The sequence below is a fragment of the Streptomyces sp. NPDC096205 genome (assembly GCF_044763135.1).
Classification (GTDB): domain Bacteria; phylum Actinomycetota; class Actinomycetes; order Streptomycetales; family Streptomycetaceae; genus Streptomyces.
The window spans coordinates 505,936-517,975 of the sequence record NZ_JBIWFS010000004.1; the positions used below are offsets into that span (position 1 = coordinate 505,936).

The window sequence follows — 12,040 nt, forward strand, 5'->3', positions numbered from 1 at the left end:
CGTCGTGGACCGCCTTCCCACTCATCCCGCCGCGGGCGGCCGCGCGGTGACGCGGGGCGGCGTGTGGAGGTGCTCGCCGACACGCTTGACCAGACGTGCCATCTCGTACGCCACGAGGCCGATGTCGGCGGTCACGGCGGTGAGGAGGGCGAGGCAGGAGCCGTCGCCCGCGGCCGCCACGAACAGGAAGCCTTCGTCCATCTCGACCATGGTCTGGCGTACGCCTCCGGCGCCGAAGTGCCGGCCCGCGCCCTTGGCGAGGCTGTTGAATCCTGAGGAGACCGCGGCGAGATGCTCGGCGTCCTCGCGGCTGAGGTCGCTGGAGGCGCCCACGGCGAGCCCGTCGTTGGACAGCACCACGGCGTGCCGTACCTCGCGTACGCGCAGCACCAGGTCGTCCAGCAGCCAGTCGAGTTCGCCGGACCGCTGGGCGGTTCTTCTGCTCGGGTCCTGGATCATGCGGGGTCTCCTTCGCTGCTGTCGCCTGCCGGGCCCGCGCCGCGCCCGGGTCGTCTGCCGCCGCCGCGTGCCCAGCCGTCGCGGTAGGCGGCCATGCGGTCCCGTACGAGTTCGGGGGTGCGCCCGTCGTCGTCGGGGGGCCCGGGCGGCCGGGCGGGTCCCTCGGGGCGCCCTTTCCGCAACTGGGGGGCGAGGGAGGCCTGGCGGACCCGACGCGGCAGGTTCTCGGACGTCTCGGTGTCGTCCGGTGTGCGGTGCGGGCGCAAGGCGGTCACCCCCGGCGGTGGCGTGTCGGACAAGGGCGGGGCGGGGGCGGCAAGCACCGGACGGTCGGCGGCCCGGTGGACGGTCTCCTGATGCGGGGCGCCTGCGGGCACGCGCGCGTACTCGCGTTCGGTGGGCCTGGGTGTCCCGGTGGCCTGACTGCCGGATCGTTCCGCCGCCCCGTTGTGCAGCAGCGCGACGGGCAGCAGGACGACCGCGGTGGTGCCGCCGTAGGGCGAGGGCCGCAGATGGACCTGGATGCTGTGCCTGGCCGCGAGGCGGCTCACCACGAACAGACCGAGGCGGTCACTGTCGAACAGGTCGAGGGCCTCGGACTGTGCGATGCGCCGGTTGGCCTCGGAGAGGGTCTCCTTGCCCATGCCCAGGCCGCGGTCCTCCACCTCGATGGCGTAGCCGTTGCCGACGGGCTCGCCGGTGACCCGCACACGCGTGTGCGGCGGGGAGAACTGGGCGGCGTTCTCGATGATCTCGGCCAGCAGGTGAGTGAGGTCGGCGACGGCCGCGCCGACGACGGCCGCCTCGGGGAGTTGCCGTACCTCCACGCGCGCGTAGTCCTCGACCTCGGAGACCGCGGCACGCACGACATTGGTCAGCGAGACCGGCATGCGCCAGGCCCGGCCGGGGGCGGCGCCGGAGAGGATGATCAGGCTCTCGGCGTGGCGCCGCATGCGGGTGGTGAGGTGGTCCAGGCGGAAGAGGTCGCTCAGCTCGTTCGGGTCGTCCGAGCGGCGTTCCATACTGTCGAGCAGGCTGAGCTGGCGGTGGACGAGGACCTGGCTGCGCCGGGCGAGGTTGACGAAGACGCCGGAGATGCCGCTGGCGAGTTCGGCGCGCTCCACGGCGGCCCGCAGGGCTGCCCGGTGCACGGTGCTGAGAGCTTCGGCGACCTGTCCGGTCTCGTCCTCAGCAGGCGGCCCCGGCGGCGCCTCCGCGCGGATGTCGATCTCCTCGCCCGCGCGCAGCTTGCGCATGGCGTCGGGGAGTTTGCGCCGGGCGATCTCCAGGGCGCTGTTGCGCAGGCTGACGAGTTCCACGACGAGGCCGCGGCCGATGCGCACCGAGATGACGAGGGAGGCGGCGACGGCTGCCAGCCCGAACAGCACGGCCGCGCCGGCCGGGGTGAGCAGTCCGTGGGTCAGCGGGTCGGCCCGGCCGGCCACGTCACGGGCCGCGTCCTGCTCGATGGCCCGCATCTCGCTCTGCACGCGCGCGTGGGCGCTGTTCCAGGCGGCGCCGGCGGGTTCACCTGTGAGGGCTTCGTCCTCCAGTGCGGTGACGGTGGCGTAGGCGTCGCTGTCGGCGAGCTCGCGCCAGGCGGCCCGTTCCGAGCCGCGCAGGTCGACGACGGCGGACTCGGTGAGGGTACGGCGCGTGTCGACGGCCCCGGTGAACAGCCGCAGCCGCTCGCCTGACAAGCCCTTGGCCGGACCTACGCCGGCCAGCAGCACGTCCTCCCGGGCCAGCGCCTCACCCGCGCGGGAGAACTCCAGCAGCACGCGCGTGTCGGAGCCGAGTTCGGCGCTCTGGATGCCGCTGAGGGCGCCGCCCACGGCGAAGGCGTCCGCGATGGTACGGCTGTAGCGCTCGTACGTCTCCTGCCAGTCGGCACGTCCGTCCTTCAGGTCGGTGCGCAGTCCGCGCAGCCGCTCGGCGCCGGTGACGAAGGCCTCCAGGCGCTGGGCGACTCCGGGCGGCAGTTCCTGGCTGTCGGCGACGGTGTTGTGCTCGTCGAGCCGCAGCCGGGCGACCGCGCGGTCGGTGGCGCGCGCGAGGCGGTCGAGGTCGTCGCCGCTGCCGGCGGCGGGGTAGGTCGCCCGACGGACGGCCGCGGCGCGCTCGGCCTGGAGGGCGGCGACCGCGGCCGTGACAGGCGTGCGGACCTCGGCGTCCACGCGCTGCAACTGCCGCAGTCGGGAGACGTCCTGGGCGGTGGTCACGGTCGCGTACGCCCACAGCGCCAGCAGCGACACCACCGGCACCATCAGCAGGCAGATGATCCGGGCGCGCACCGTGCGCGGACGAGTCCACCGGCGTCCCACGCGCGTGGGCGCGGTTTCCGGGCCGGCACCTGTCGGGTCGGCGAGGTTCTCGTCGGCCGGGAGCCCGGCGTGGGCGCGGCGGCCGCGCGGCGGTGGGGGCGGCGACTGGGCGCCTATGGGGGTGCTGCGGGGTGTACGCATGGCCTCCTCGCTCGGAAGGGGGTCGGGGGACGTGCCGTCAGGGCCCGCCGAGACGGTGGCCGTGGGCGTGACGGGGGCGGTCGCGGGTGGTGGGCCGCCGGTCGCGGCCATGAGGTGAAGGCCGGGGCTCCACGGCGGCGGGTCAGCGGGCGAGTTCCACCGGCCGCTGGGCCGACGCGGTCGCCTCGCGCTCCCCCGCCGTCGGCGACAGGGCGACGAAGGCCGAGGTCAGGAAGAGGTAGGACCCGAGGCCGACGGCGAGGGGGAAGATGAACTGCATCGCCGTGGCCCCGGGCAGCACCTCGCCGGAGGGCGTGACTCGCACGTCCACCGCGAACATGGCGGTGTAGTGCATGCTGCTGACCGCCACGCCCATGACCAGGGAGGCGACGGTGACCGCGAGGGGTGACTTGATGTTCAGCGCCGCCCACAGAGCCGCCGTGGCCGCGACGACGGCGATCAGGACGGAGACGGCGACCATGACGGGGTCGTAGGTCACATCGCCGTGCAGCCGCACCGCCGCCATGCCCAGGTAGTGCATGCTCGCCACGCCGAGGCCGGTGGTCAGGCCGCCGATCAGCAGCGACCGGCCCCGTTCGCGGCCGTAGCCGACGGCGAAGACGCCGGCGCTGACGACGAGCATGGCGACGAGCAGGCTGAGGATGGTCAGCGGCACGTCGTAGCGGATGTCGGTGCCATGGACACCGAAGCCGAGCATGGCCACGAAGTGCATGGTCCAGATGCCGGTACCGATGGCCGAGGCGGCGGTCAAGAGCCAGTTGCGGCGCGACCGTCCGGTGGCGCCGAGGGCGCGCACGGTGCATCGCAGTCCGAGCGCTGCGCCCGTGCAGGCCATCAGGTACGACAGCGCGGGGGTCAGCCAGCCGAAGGTGGCGTGGTCCAGGTGTCCCATGGCCCGGGGACGCTAGCGGGGGCACGGGCGCACAGAGGGGGCGCATTTCGAAAGCTGCTGGAATATGACGCCTAGATGTTCCGGAACGATCGCCTCCCGCTCGAACATGTGCACCGAGGCGTCATCCGTGTCGGTGAGGGATCATGCGGAGCATGAGCGACGACCGCACGCACGTCCAGGAGTTCTTCACGGCCCGCGCCGCCGACTGGGACAGCCGCTTCCCCGCCGACGGCCCCGCCTACGCGTCAGCCGTGGCCGAGCTCGGCCTGCGGGAAGGCGACCGGGTGCTCGACGCGGGCTGCGGCACCGGGCGGGCGCTGCCGCCGCTGCGCGCCGCCGTGGGGCCCTCGGGAGTGGTCCTCGGGGCCGATCTCACGCCGGCCATGCTGGAGGCCGCCGTGGCGGCCGGACGGGACCGGGACGGACAGTTGCTGCTCGCGGACGTCGCCGCGCTGCCGCTGCGCTCGCAGGCGCTCGACGCCGTTTTCGGCGCGGGACTCATCTCGCATCTGTCCGAACCGGAGGAGAACCTCCGGGAGTTGTGGCGTGTGGTGCGCCCCGGCGGCACCCTGGCACTCTTCCACCCGATCGGCCGGGCGGCCCTGGCGGCGCGGCAGGGACGGCAGATCACCCCGGCAGATCTTCGCGCCGAGCCCAACCTCCGCCCGCTGCTGGCACGTTCGGGCTGGCGCATGACGTCGTACGTCGACGAGGACGCCCGCTTTCTCGCCCTGGCCGTGCGGACGGACTGAGCCTCGGACTCGCCCGGGCCGTGCGGAGGACTGAGCCTCGGCCTCGCCCGGGCCATGCCGACGGACTGGCACTCAGAGACGTCCGGCGACGGCGGCCGCGAAGGCCTCCGGATTGTCGAACATGACGTTGTGCCCCGCACCCGGCACCGTCACCACGCGCACGCCTGCCGCCTCCAGGGCCTTCCTGCCCGCCAGTTCGCCGCTGAGCTCACCCTGAAGGTAGACACGGTCGACGGGCGCCGCCTCCAGGATCGTGCGCATGACGGGCGTGGATCCGCCGACGAGCCCGACCGCCGTGCGGTGCAGCGCGCGGGGGTCCGCCAGACGCATCGTCGCCGCCCACACAGGGCCGATTTTCTCCAGTACGCGCGTGTGCCCGTGCTCCACGAAGGCGTCCTCGTCCCAGGTGGTGATGCCGCTGCTCGCCGCAGTGAGGGGCGGGTGGGCATCGAGGTTGGCCTCGGTGAGCACCAGCCGGGAGACGAGGTCGGGCCGGCGGTGGGCCAGGACGAGCGCCACCGCGCCGCCCATACTGTGCGCGATCAGCTCGGCGCCGCTCAGCCCGGTCGCGTCCAGCACCGCCGCGAGGGCGTCGGCGTGGGCCTGAAGGCTGTACGAGAAGCGCTCGGGCCGGTCACTGATGCCGTGACCGGGAAGATCGACGAACAGGCTGCGCCGCCCCGCGAGTTCGGGCCGCGCGGCCACATGCGCGTGGTACACCGAGGACATCGACCCGAGCCCGTGCACATACACGCGCGCGGGTTCCTCACCCGGCACCTCCGTCCACCGGATGCAGCTGCCCTTGTCGTCGAACTCCGTCTGACGCATCACATGCTCCTCTCGCCGCCACCGGCTCGCTTCCGGCACACCGGAAGATACATCGGTGGCGTAGTACTTCGCCACCGATGTATTGCAGCGCAGATGTATGACCCACCTGAGGTACCGCTCAACCGATGTACAGCGGGATGCGAAAATGCGGGCATGTTGGAGCTCGCCATCCTCGGATTCCTCTACGACGCCCCGCTGCACGGCTATGAGCTGCGCAAGCGGATCACGGCGCTGACCGGGCACGTCCGGCCCGTCGCGGAGAGCACGCTCTATCCGGCCATCAAGCGCCTGGAGAAGGCGGGGTTCCTGGAGCGCACCACGGAGCCCGGCGCGGGAGCCGCCCCGCGGCACGTCCTGTCCCTGACCGAGGCGGGCCGGGACGACCTGCGCAGTCGACTAGCCGAGCCCGACCGGCTCGACATCACGGACGAGAACCGCTGGTTCACGGTGCTCGCCTTCCTACGGCACCTGGACGACCCCGCCGCCCAGGCGGCCGTACTACGGCGCAGGCTCGGCTTCCTGGAGGAGCCCGCGAGCTTCTTCTACGACGGGGACCGGCCGCTGTCCGCCGAGGAACTGGACGACCCCTTCCGGCGCGGCATCCTCACCATCGCGCGCGCCACGTCCCGGGCCGAACTCACCTGGCTGCGTGCCACGCTCGGGTCACTCGGCGCCTGAAGTGCCCGGAGCGCCTGAAGTGCCTGGACCGCCTGGAGCGCCCGAGGTGTCCGCGACCGGGGCCTCCGAGGTGCCCGAGGTGTCCAGGTGCCGGACCGGGCAACCGCGCACTCCGGGAACCGGCCAGGTGCCCAGTTCGTTCACCTCGTAGCCGTCGGGATAGCCCTTGATCTCCCAGTTCTGCCGCGCGTAGTGGGGCGCGCGGCGCGGGGGCAGGAGTCGGACGGCACGCCCGCGCAGCCGCACCGCCCGGCGCACGAGCGTACGCGTGGCGGCGGGGGGAGGTGCGTAGCGGAAGGCCCGCAGCAGCGAGTCGTCGAGCAGGGCGAGCGTGGCGGTGCGCAGCAGCGGTGCCATGGGGCGCGGATACCAGGAGGCCATCAGGTCGAGCGTGGCGTCGGAGACCCGGCGCGCACCCTCGTCCCAGGCGAAGTGGGCGGCCTCGTAGTCGTCGAGGCAGGTCTCGAACTCCTCGTACGTCTCGGGGATGTCCTTGATGCCCATGCGCCGGCCGAGGGTGCGGTAGTAGACGGTGGAGGCCACGATCTCGTGGCGGGACATCCTGCGCCAGGCGTAGGCGTCGATCCACCACTTGGGCATCACGACGAACGTGCTGAGGACGTAGCGCATGTCGTCGTTGCTGATGTCGAAGCTGCGGTGCATCTGGTTGATGCGGCGGATCGCGGCGCGACCCTGCTCGCTGTCGAAGCCGTGTTCCACGACGGCGTCGAGGAGCAGCGAGGTGTCGTCGTAGCGCTTCTGGGTGCGGTCGGTCAGCTCCGCGGTCTCGGCCAGTAGGCGGCCGATGGAAGGGACGGCGTAAGTGCGGTAGAGGGCCAGTTCCAGCGCTCGGGTGTAGTCCCAGGGGAACTCGTAGGCGGAGCTCAGCCGGTAGATCTCCGAGGCTTCCTCGTACGGGTCCATCCGTCGGATCTGTTCCAGCCGCGCATAGCGCTTCACCGCGCCTTCCTCCTTCTGCCGCCGAAGCTCCAACTCTACGGTGGGTAACAGCAGATGAACGATCAGCCGGGGGGTAAGTGCATCACCTCGGGGAACAGAGGCAGGGAAGGGCGGTCGGCATGTTCGACAAGGTTCGCAAGGCCTGGCACAGACTCCTCAGCGCGCCGCGCACCGAGCGGCAGGGCGAGCGGGACAGGCGCGCGCACAACCTGTTCGAGGCGGCCGCGGTGTATGTCGCGGCCTGCGCCGAGGACGACCAGGACCGGATCGACGAGGCGTCCGGGTGGGTGTCGCCGGAGGCGCTGTCGTTCGGTGTGAACGAGCTGGCGTGCCGTGCGCTGATAGCGCTCGCGCGCGAGCGCGACGAGTCGCCGGGGACCGTGGCCCGCTCGCTGCTGGGTCTGCCGACGGCCTGAGGCGCCCCGATGCAGGCGGTCGATTCGTCCCGTCACGTCGGAAACCGCAGCTCCGGGCGTTCTGGGGAGTCGTGACAAGGGCGTCCGATGCGCATTAGGGTGCGCGCGGTTGGACGAACCCTGGGAGGCTGGCATGGCCGGGACGGACGAAGACGCCGTCACCGCCGCGGACGACGCGCTGTATGTGCTCACGGCGGTGCTGCTGACGCCTGCGCAGTTCCCGAGCGTGCTCGGTGACGACTACCCCGAGGCCTGCGCGGCGCTCGGGCTGGCGCCGCTCGCCGACGGGTACGGACTGGTGCTCGGCCAGGACGGTGAGGGCGCGCGCTGGACCATCGTGACCGACGACGTCTCCCTGGTGGCCGTAGCCATCGCCTCCTGGGACTGCGGTATGGAGTACGACCTGTCCCCCACCGAGGACACGGTCGTGGTGGCGCTGCCCGGCTGGCCGCTCGCGGTCGCCGTCGCGGCTCCCGGGATCCCGGCCCCGCACGATCCCGATCCCGCGCTTGTCGACCAGCCCCCGCTCGCCCCGCCGGACACCTCCGGCTGGGGGCCGGCGCAGCGCCGCATGGGCGCGGACGAGGTCGCGCTGCAGTGGGCGTTGTGGCGCGAGCAGATAGACGACTCCGAGTTCGCCTCGACGGGCACGGGCGCGGATGAGCCCTCCGGGGACGCCGGGGATGGCTCTCCGGATGCCGACGCGGACGCCCGGACGGAGAGCGAGGACGAGGCGCAGGAGTCCGGCGGTGCCCGCAGTGGTGTGCGGCGGGTGCTGGCGGAGGCGCGGGCGTACGTGGACTCGCCGCCGCCGCTGGGCCGCGTCCGTTCCTCCTTCGCGCCGGGTGACGCACGGACGCTGCGGGCCGACGGCCCCGGCTGGTCGCTGGTGGCCAGGACGGACGACATCGCGTTCGTGCTGCTCGACGATGCGCCGGGAGAGGTTCTGCCGGTGGGCCGGGGTCCGGAGCTGCCCGGGCTGCTGGAGGCGCTCGACAAGATGGCTGTACGCCCCAGCTGATCGGAGGCGGCACTCTGCGGGCACGCCTCGGCTGCTCGCGGCAGCGGCACGCCCGCCAGGCATCCGCCAAGGGGTGCGGGGGCCCAGTGGACCGTGCCTGCTGCACGGGCGAGCTGCCACGCTTCCGGAACGGCAGCTTCGTTGACGTGTCTGTCGTGTGATGGGCGCCCAGGTGAAGGGCTCTTGGCATGTGGCGCCAACCCATGGCCGGTGGACAGGTGCGGCCACACGATGGGGCCACCCGCGCGCCCGATCGCCGTGCGGTCCCACCGTCGCCCGCCCTGGAGGCCGTTCATGCGTCTGTCCCGAGGTGTCCCACTCGCCGCCGCACTGCTGGCGGTGACCGTCACCGGACCCGCTCCCGCCGCGGGGGCGGCCGATGACGGCCACTGTGCCCGCCAGGAGCGGGTGCGTGTGCCAGGGGCGGAGTTCCAGCGGAGCGCGTGCCTGGCCGACCTCACCACCACGGGGCTCGCAGGCACGCCGTACACCGACACCGCCGACCAGGCGGGGCTGACGGCGAAGGACACCCGCAGCCCGTCCGGAGTGCCGGGCATCCAGGTGGACGGCTACTTTCCCGACACCTCCGGCTTCAACGCCACGCACGGATGGCACCACGACGCTCAGTTCGTCATCCGGATGCCCGACCACTGGAACGGCGGTCTCGTCGTCACGGGAGCGCCGGGTACCCGCAGGCAATACGCCGTCGACCGGGCGATCTCCGACCAGGTGCTGGCGCTGGGCTACGCCTACGCCGCCACCGACAAGGGCAACAACGGTGCCGACTTCTACCGCGACGGCTCCCGCCCCGGGGACGCGGTCGCCGAGTGGAACGAGCGCACCACCCAGCTCACCCGGGCGGCCCGGCGCGCTGTCGCCCAGCGCTACGGGCATGCCCCACGGCGCACCTACATGACCGGCATGTCCAACGGCGGCTATCTCACGCGCTGGCAGCTGGAGAATCACCCGGAGCTGTACGACGGGGGCGTGGACTGGGAGGGAGCCCTGTGGACCGCCGACGGCCCCAATCTGCTCACCTCCCTGCCGGTCACCGTCGCGCGTGCGGCCGGCTCCGCGCGGGACGAGGATCTGTACGCGGCGGGGTTCGCGCGCGGCTCGGAGTTCCTGTGGCCGTACCACGAGAAGGCCTACTGGGGGCTGACGCAGAAGGTCTACCGCGCCGAGTTCGACCCCTCGTACGACCCCGGCTGTCCGGGCCCGTCGGCCGGCGGCACGGTCGAGCAGATCCTCGCGCCGTGCGCCTCCGACGCCACCTACGACTACTCCTCGCGGCCCGCTTCCGTCCACCGGGCGGTGGCCCGGGTGGCGCTCACCGGACGCATCGGGCGGCCGATGATCACTCTGCACGGCGATCTGGACGCGCTGCTGCCGCAGGCGGCGGACTCCGATGTGTACGCCCGGATGATCGACGAGCGCGGCCGGGGCGGGCTGCACCGCTACTACACGGTTCTGGGCGGCACGCACGTCGACGGCCTGTACGACACCTATCCGGACCGGCTGCGGCCGATCCTGCCCTGCTACCGCTCGGCGTTCGACGCGCTGGTGGGCTGGGTGGAGCGGGGCACGCCGCCGCCCTCCGACCGGGCCGTGACCCGATCCGCGAGCGGCGACGTGGTCAACTCGTGCTCCTTGGACGATGCCGCCGCTCGCGGACGCTAGCGCCTCAGCGGCCGAGTTCCTTGCGGGATATGCGACGCAGCCGGCGCCGCTGTGACGGGTCGAGCGTGAGGTAGGCGGCGGCCGGGACGCCCAGCACGATCAGCAGTGCGGCCCACCAGGGCAGCCAGATCAGCAGGATGAGCCCGGCCGCCACACCTCCCGCGGCGATCTTCGCGTTCTTCGACATCTGTGTCGCCTCCTTCGCGGCCACTGCCGCTCTCTGTGGTGAGAACGGGCCCACGCCTCGCACGGTTCCGGACGGCGACCCTGACTCGTCCCTGATGCCGCCCCTGAGCCGGCCCCTGATGCTGCCCCCTTAAGACGGCCCTCCCGCACGCCGCCGCGCCGTACGCCCCTGCCGGCCCGACCGGAAGGCGACGCCCTGCGTTCACGTGGGTGTGCCGCGGTGTTCTCTCCTCGGGGTTCAAATCTGGCCGCGACAGCGATTTTGCTCCCAGGAGGCCCGATGTCCCCGTACGCCGCCGACCGGCGCTCCGTCCCCCGTTCCGTCGCGGTGGGGCTGCCCCTCGTCGTGCTGGCCGCTCTCACGGCCACCGTTCCGGCGTCGGCGGCCCCGGACGGGGAGGCGCGGGTCGTCCGGGGCGCGACGCTCGGGGACGTTCCGCTGGCGGAGTTCAGCAACGCCCTGCTCCCCGGCACGGTGGACGACGACCGGGGTGTGGACCTCGGCGGCATCGGCAGCGACCTGTATCCGGCCGGGCGCAAGGGTGAGTTCTGGACGGTCACCGACCGCGGGCCCAACGGCCAGATCAAGGTGGGCGGGACCAAGCGCCGCACGTTCCCGGTGCCGGGGTTCGATCCGGCGATCGTGAAGATCCGGGTCACCGGTGACAGCGTGCGCGTGCTGTCCGCGATCCCCCTCACCACGTCGTCCGGCGAGCCGGTCACCGGTCTGCCCAACCAGGCCGGCCGCGACGAGGCGCCGTACTCCTACGACGCGTCCACGCCGCTGTCGTACGACCCGAACGGACTGGACACCGAGGGGATCGTGCGCGCCGCGGACGGGACCTTCTGGCTGGTGGACGAGTACGGACCTTCGCTGGTGCACGTCTCCGCGCGCGGGAAGGTGCTCACGCGGTACGTGCCCGAGGGGCTGAACCTCACCGGCGCCGGCTACCCGGTGGTGGAGGCGCTGCCGTCCGTGCTGCTGCACCGGAAGGTCAACCGCGGCTTCGAGGGACTCGCGCAACTGCCGGGCGGCGACCTCGTGATGGCCCTGCAGAGCCCGATGTCACTGCCGGACGCCACCGCGGGGAACGTCTCGCGCACCACGCGTCTGGTGCGCTTCTCGCCCGCCAGGGGCGCGGTCACCGCCGAGTACGCGTACCGCTTCGACCCGGTCGGCGTGGTCGACCCGGGCGAGGACGACACCTCCGAGCTGAAGATCTCCTCGGTGGTCGCGGTGGGCGGTGACCGGCTGCTGGTGCAGGAGCGCACCGACAAGGCCGCCCGGCTGCATCTCGTACGCCTCACCCCGGCCGCGGACATCCTCGGTGGGCGCTGGGACGACGCGACGACGTCGCCGTCGCTGGAGCAGCTCGACGACCCGGCGGCGGTCGGCGTCCCCGTGCTCGCCAAGCGGCTCCTCGTCGACCTCGGCACGGTGCCTGGTGTTCCGGGGAAGATCGAGGGCGTCGCCCGCGTGTCCGACGACATGATCGCCGTCGTCAACGACAACGACTTCGGCATGACGGACGGCGCGGGCGCCTTCGACGCCCATGGCCGTCTGGTCGACAGCGGCGTGGAGACGAAGGTCCTCTTCGTACGGCTCCCGCACGGCATCTGACCGTACGGCTCGCAACAGGCGCTCGGCCGAGGGGCGTTGTCAGTGCCCGTTGCTAACGTCG

General features: G+C 72.6%; 12 protein-coding genes. 6 read left to right on the plus strand and 6 right to left on the minus strand.

What is annotated here, in order from left to right:
• Positions 1-21: 21 nt before the first annotated feature.
• The 3 genes from ACIQ6Y_RS18250 to ACIQ6Y_RS18260 form a co-directional block, all read right to left on the minus strand.
• Positions 22-459, minus strand: coding sequence for a roadblock/LC7 domain-containing protein (locus tag ACIQ6Y_RS18250; RefSeq protein ID WP_404039511.1), 438 nt, complete (start codon positions 457-459; stop codon positions 22-24).
• Positions 456-2,924 carry a nitrate- and nitrite sensing domain-containing protein gene (locus tag ACIQ6Y_RS18255; protein ID WP_404039514.1) on the minus strand — a complete coding sequence of 823 codons (2,469 nt, stop codon included), beginning with the start codon at positions 2,922-2,924 and terminating at the stop codon, positions 456-458. The genes ACIQ6Y_RS18250 and ACIQ6Y_RS18255 overlap by 4 nt, the downstream gene beginning before the upstream one ends.
• Before the next feature lie 142 nt (positions 2,925-3,066).
• Complete coding sequence (locus ACIQ6Y_RS18260) at positions 3,067-3,837, minus strand: MHYT domain-containing protein (RefSeq protein WP_404039517.1); 771 nt, start codon at positions 3,835-3,837, stop codon at positions 3,067-3,069.
• A gap of 152 nt (positions 3,838-3,989) precedes the next feature.
• Here ACIQ6Y_RS18260 and ACIQ6Y_RS18265 point away from each other — a divergent pair, with 152 nt between their 5' ends.
• Positions 3,990-4,589, plus strand: a complete 600-nt coding sequence (locus tag ACIQ6Y_RS18265) for a methyltransferase domain-containing protein (protein ID WP_404039520.1) — start codon at positions 3,990-3,992, stop codon at positions 4,587-4,589.
• Between the two features lie 72 nt (positions 4,590-4,661).
• Here the strand turns inward: ACIQ6Y_RS18265 and ACIQ6Y_RS18270 are convergent, their stop codons facing one another.
• Positions 4,662-5,417 (minus strand): alpha/beta fold hydrolase, encoded by a 756-nt coding sequence (locus ACIQ6Y_RS18270; RefSeq protein WP_404039523.1) that lies wholly within the window; start codon positions 5,415-5,417, stop codon positions 4,662-4,664.
• A gap of 153 nt (positions 5,418-5,570) precedes the next feature.
• Here ACIQ6Y_RS18270 and ACIQ6Y_RS18275 point away from each other — a divergent pair, with 153 nt between their 5' ends.
• Positions 5,571-6,095 carry a PadR family transcriptional regulator gene (locus ACIQ6Y_RS18275; protein WP_404039526.1) on the plus strand — a complete coding sequence of 175 codons (525 nt, stop codon included), beginning with the start codon at positions 5,571-5,573 and terminating at the stop codon, positions 6,093-6,095.
• Here ACIQ6Y_RS18275 and ACIQ6Y_RS18280 read toward each other — a convergent pair.
• Entirely contained in the window at positions 6,081-7,055 is a 975-nt protein-coding gene (locus ACIQ6Y_RS18280; RefSeq protein ID WP_404039529.1) for an oxygenase MpaB family protein, read from the minus strand. The genes ACIQ6Y_RS18275 and ACIQ6Y_RS18280 overlap by 15 nt on opposite strands.
• A gap of 119 nt (positions 7,056-7,174) precedes the next feature.
• On the opposite strand from ACIQ6Y_RS18280, the gene ACIQ6Y_RS18285 reads away from it, so the two are divergent.
• The 3 genes from ACIQ6Y_RS18285 (at position 7,175) to ACIQ6Y_RS18295 (ending at position 10,172) form a co-directional block, all read left to right on the plus strand.
• The gene (locus tag ACIQ6Y_RS18285; RefSeq protein ID WP_404039532.1) at positions 7,175-7,471 is read left to right on the plus strand and encodes a hypothetical protein; all 297 of its coding nucleotides are present in this window, start codon (positions 7,175-7,177) and stop codon (positions 7,469-7,471) included.
• 133 nt (positions 7,472-7,604) lie between these two features.
• The gene (locus ACIQ6Y_RS18290; protein ID WP_404039535.1) at positions 7,605-8,492 is read left to right on the plus strand and encodes a hypothetical protein; all 888 of its coding nucleotides are present in this window, start codon (positions 7,605-7,607) and stop codon (positions 8,490-8,492) included.
• Positions 8,493-8,786: 294 nt separating this feature from the next.
• Positions 8,787-10,172, plus strand: coding sequence for a tannase/feruloyl esterase family alpha/beta hydrolase (locus tag ACIQ6Y_RS18295; RefSeq protein WP_404039538.1), 1,386 nt, complete (start codon positions 8,787-8,789; stop codon positions 10,170-10,172).
• Positions 10,173-10,176: 4 nt separating this feature from the next.
• Here the strand turns inward: ACIQ6Y_RS18295 and ACIQ6Y_RS18300 are convergent, their stop codons facing one another.
• Positions 10,177-10,359 (minus strand): hypothetical protein, encoded by a 183-nt coding sequence (locus tag ACIQ6Y_RS18300; RefSeq protein WP_404039540.1) that lies wholly within the window; start codon positions 10,357-10,359, stop codon positions 10,177-10,179.
• A gap of 279 nt (positions 10,360-10,638) precedes the next feature.
• On the opposite strand from ACIQ6Y_RS18300, the gene ACIQ6Y_RS18305 reads away from it, so the two are divergent.
• The gene (locus tag ACIQ6Y_RS18305) at positions 10,639-11,979 is read left to right on the plus strand and encodes an esterase-like activity of phytase family protein (RefSeq protein ID WP_404039543.1); all 1,341 of its coding nucleotides are present in this window, start codon (positions 10,639-10,641) and stop codon (positions 11,977-11,979) included.
• The last annotated feature ends 61 nt before the right edge of the window (positions 11,980-12,040 follow it).

Bases quoted from the DNA above. Each gene is read 5' to 3' on its own strand.
- ACIQ6Y_RS18285 (WP_404039532.1), top strand. From the start codon at position 7,175: ATGTTCGACAAGGTTCGCAAGGCCTGGCACAGACTCCTCAGCGCGCCG.
- ACIQ6Y_RS18260 (WP_404039517.1), bottom strand. From the start codon at position 3,837: ATGGGACACCTGGACCACGCCACCTTCGGCTGGCTGACCCCCGCGCTG.
- ACIQ6Y_RS18250 (WP_404039511.1), bottom strand. From the start codon at position 459: ATGATCCAGGACCCGAGCAGAAGAACCGCCCAGCGGTCCGGCGAACTC.
- ACIQ6Y_RS18275 (WP_404039526.1), top strand. From the start codon at position 5,571: ATGTTGGAGCTCGCCATCCTCGGATTCCTCTACGACGCCCCGCTGCAC.
- ACIQ6Y_RS18295 (WP_404039538.1), top strand. From the start codon at position 8,787: ATGCGTCTGTCCCGAGGTGTCCCACTCGCCGCCGCACTGCTGGCGGTG.
- ACIQ6Y_RS18265 (WP_404039520.1), top strand. From the start codon at position 3,990: ATGAGCGACGACCGCACGCACGTCCAGGAGTTCTTCACGGCCCGCGCC.
- ACIQ6Y_RS18270 (WP_404039523.1), bottom strand. From the start codon at position 5,417: ATGCGTCAGACGGAGTTCGACGACAAGGGCAGCTGCATCCGGTGGACG.
- ACIQ6Y_RS18255 (WP_404039514.1), bottom strand. From the start codon at position 2,924: ATGCGTACACCCCGCAGCACCCCCATAGGCGCCCAGTCGCCGCCCCCA.
- ACIQ6Y_RS18305 (WP_404039543.1), top strand. From the start codon at position 10,639: ATGTCCCCGTACGCCGCCGACCGGCGCTCCGTCCCCCGTTCCGTCGCG.
- ACIQ6Y_RS18300 (WP_404039540.1), bottom strand. From the start codon at position 10,359: ATGTCGAAGAACGCGAAGATCGCCGCGGGAGGTGTGGCGGCCGGGCTC.
- ACIQ6Y_RS18290 (WP_404039535.1), top strand. From the start codon at position 7,605: ATGGCCGGGACGGACGAAGACGCCGTCACCGCCGCGGACGACGCGCTG.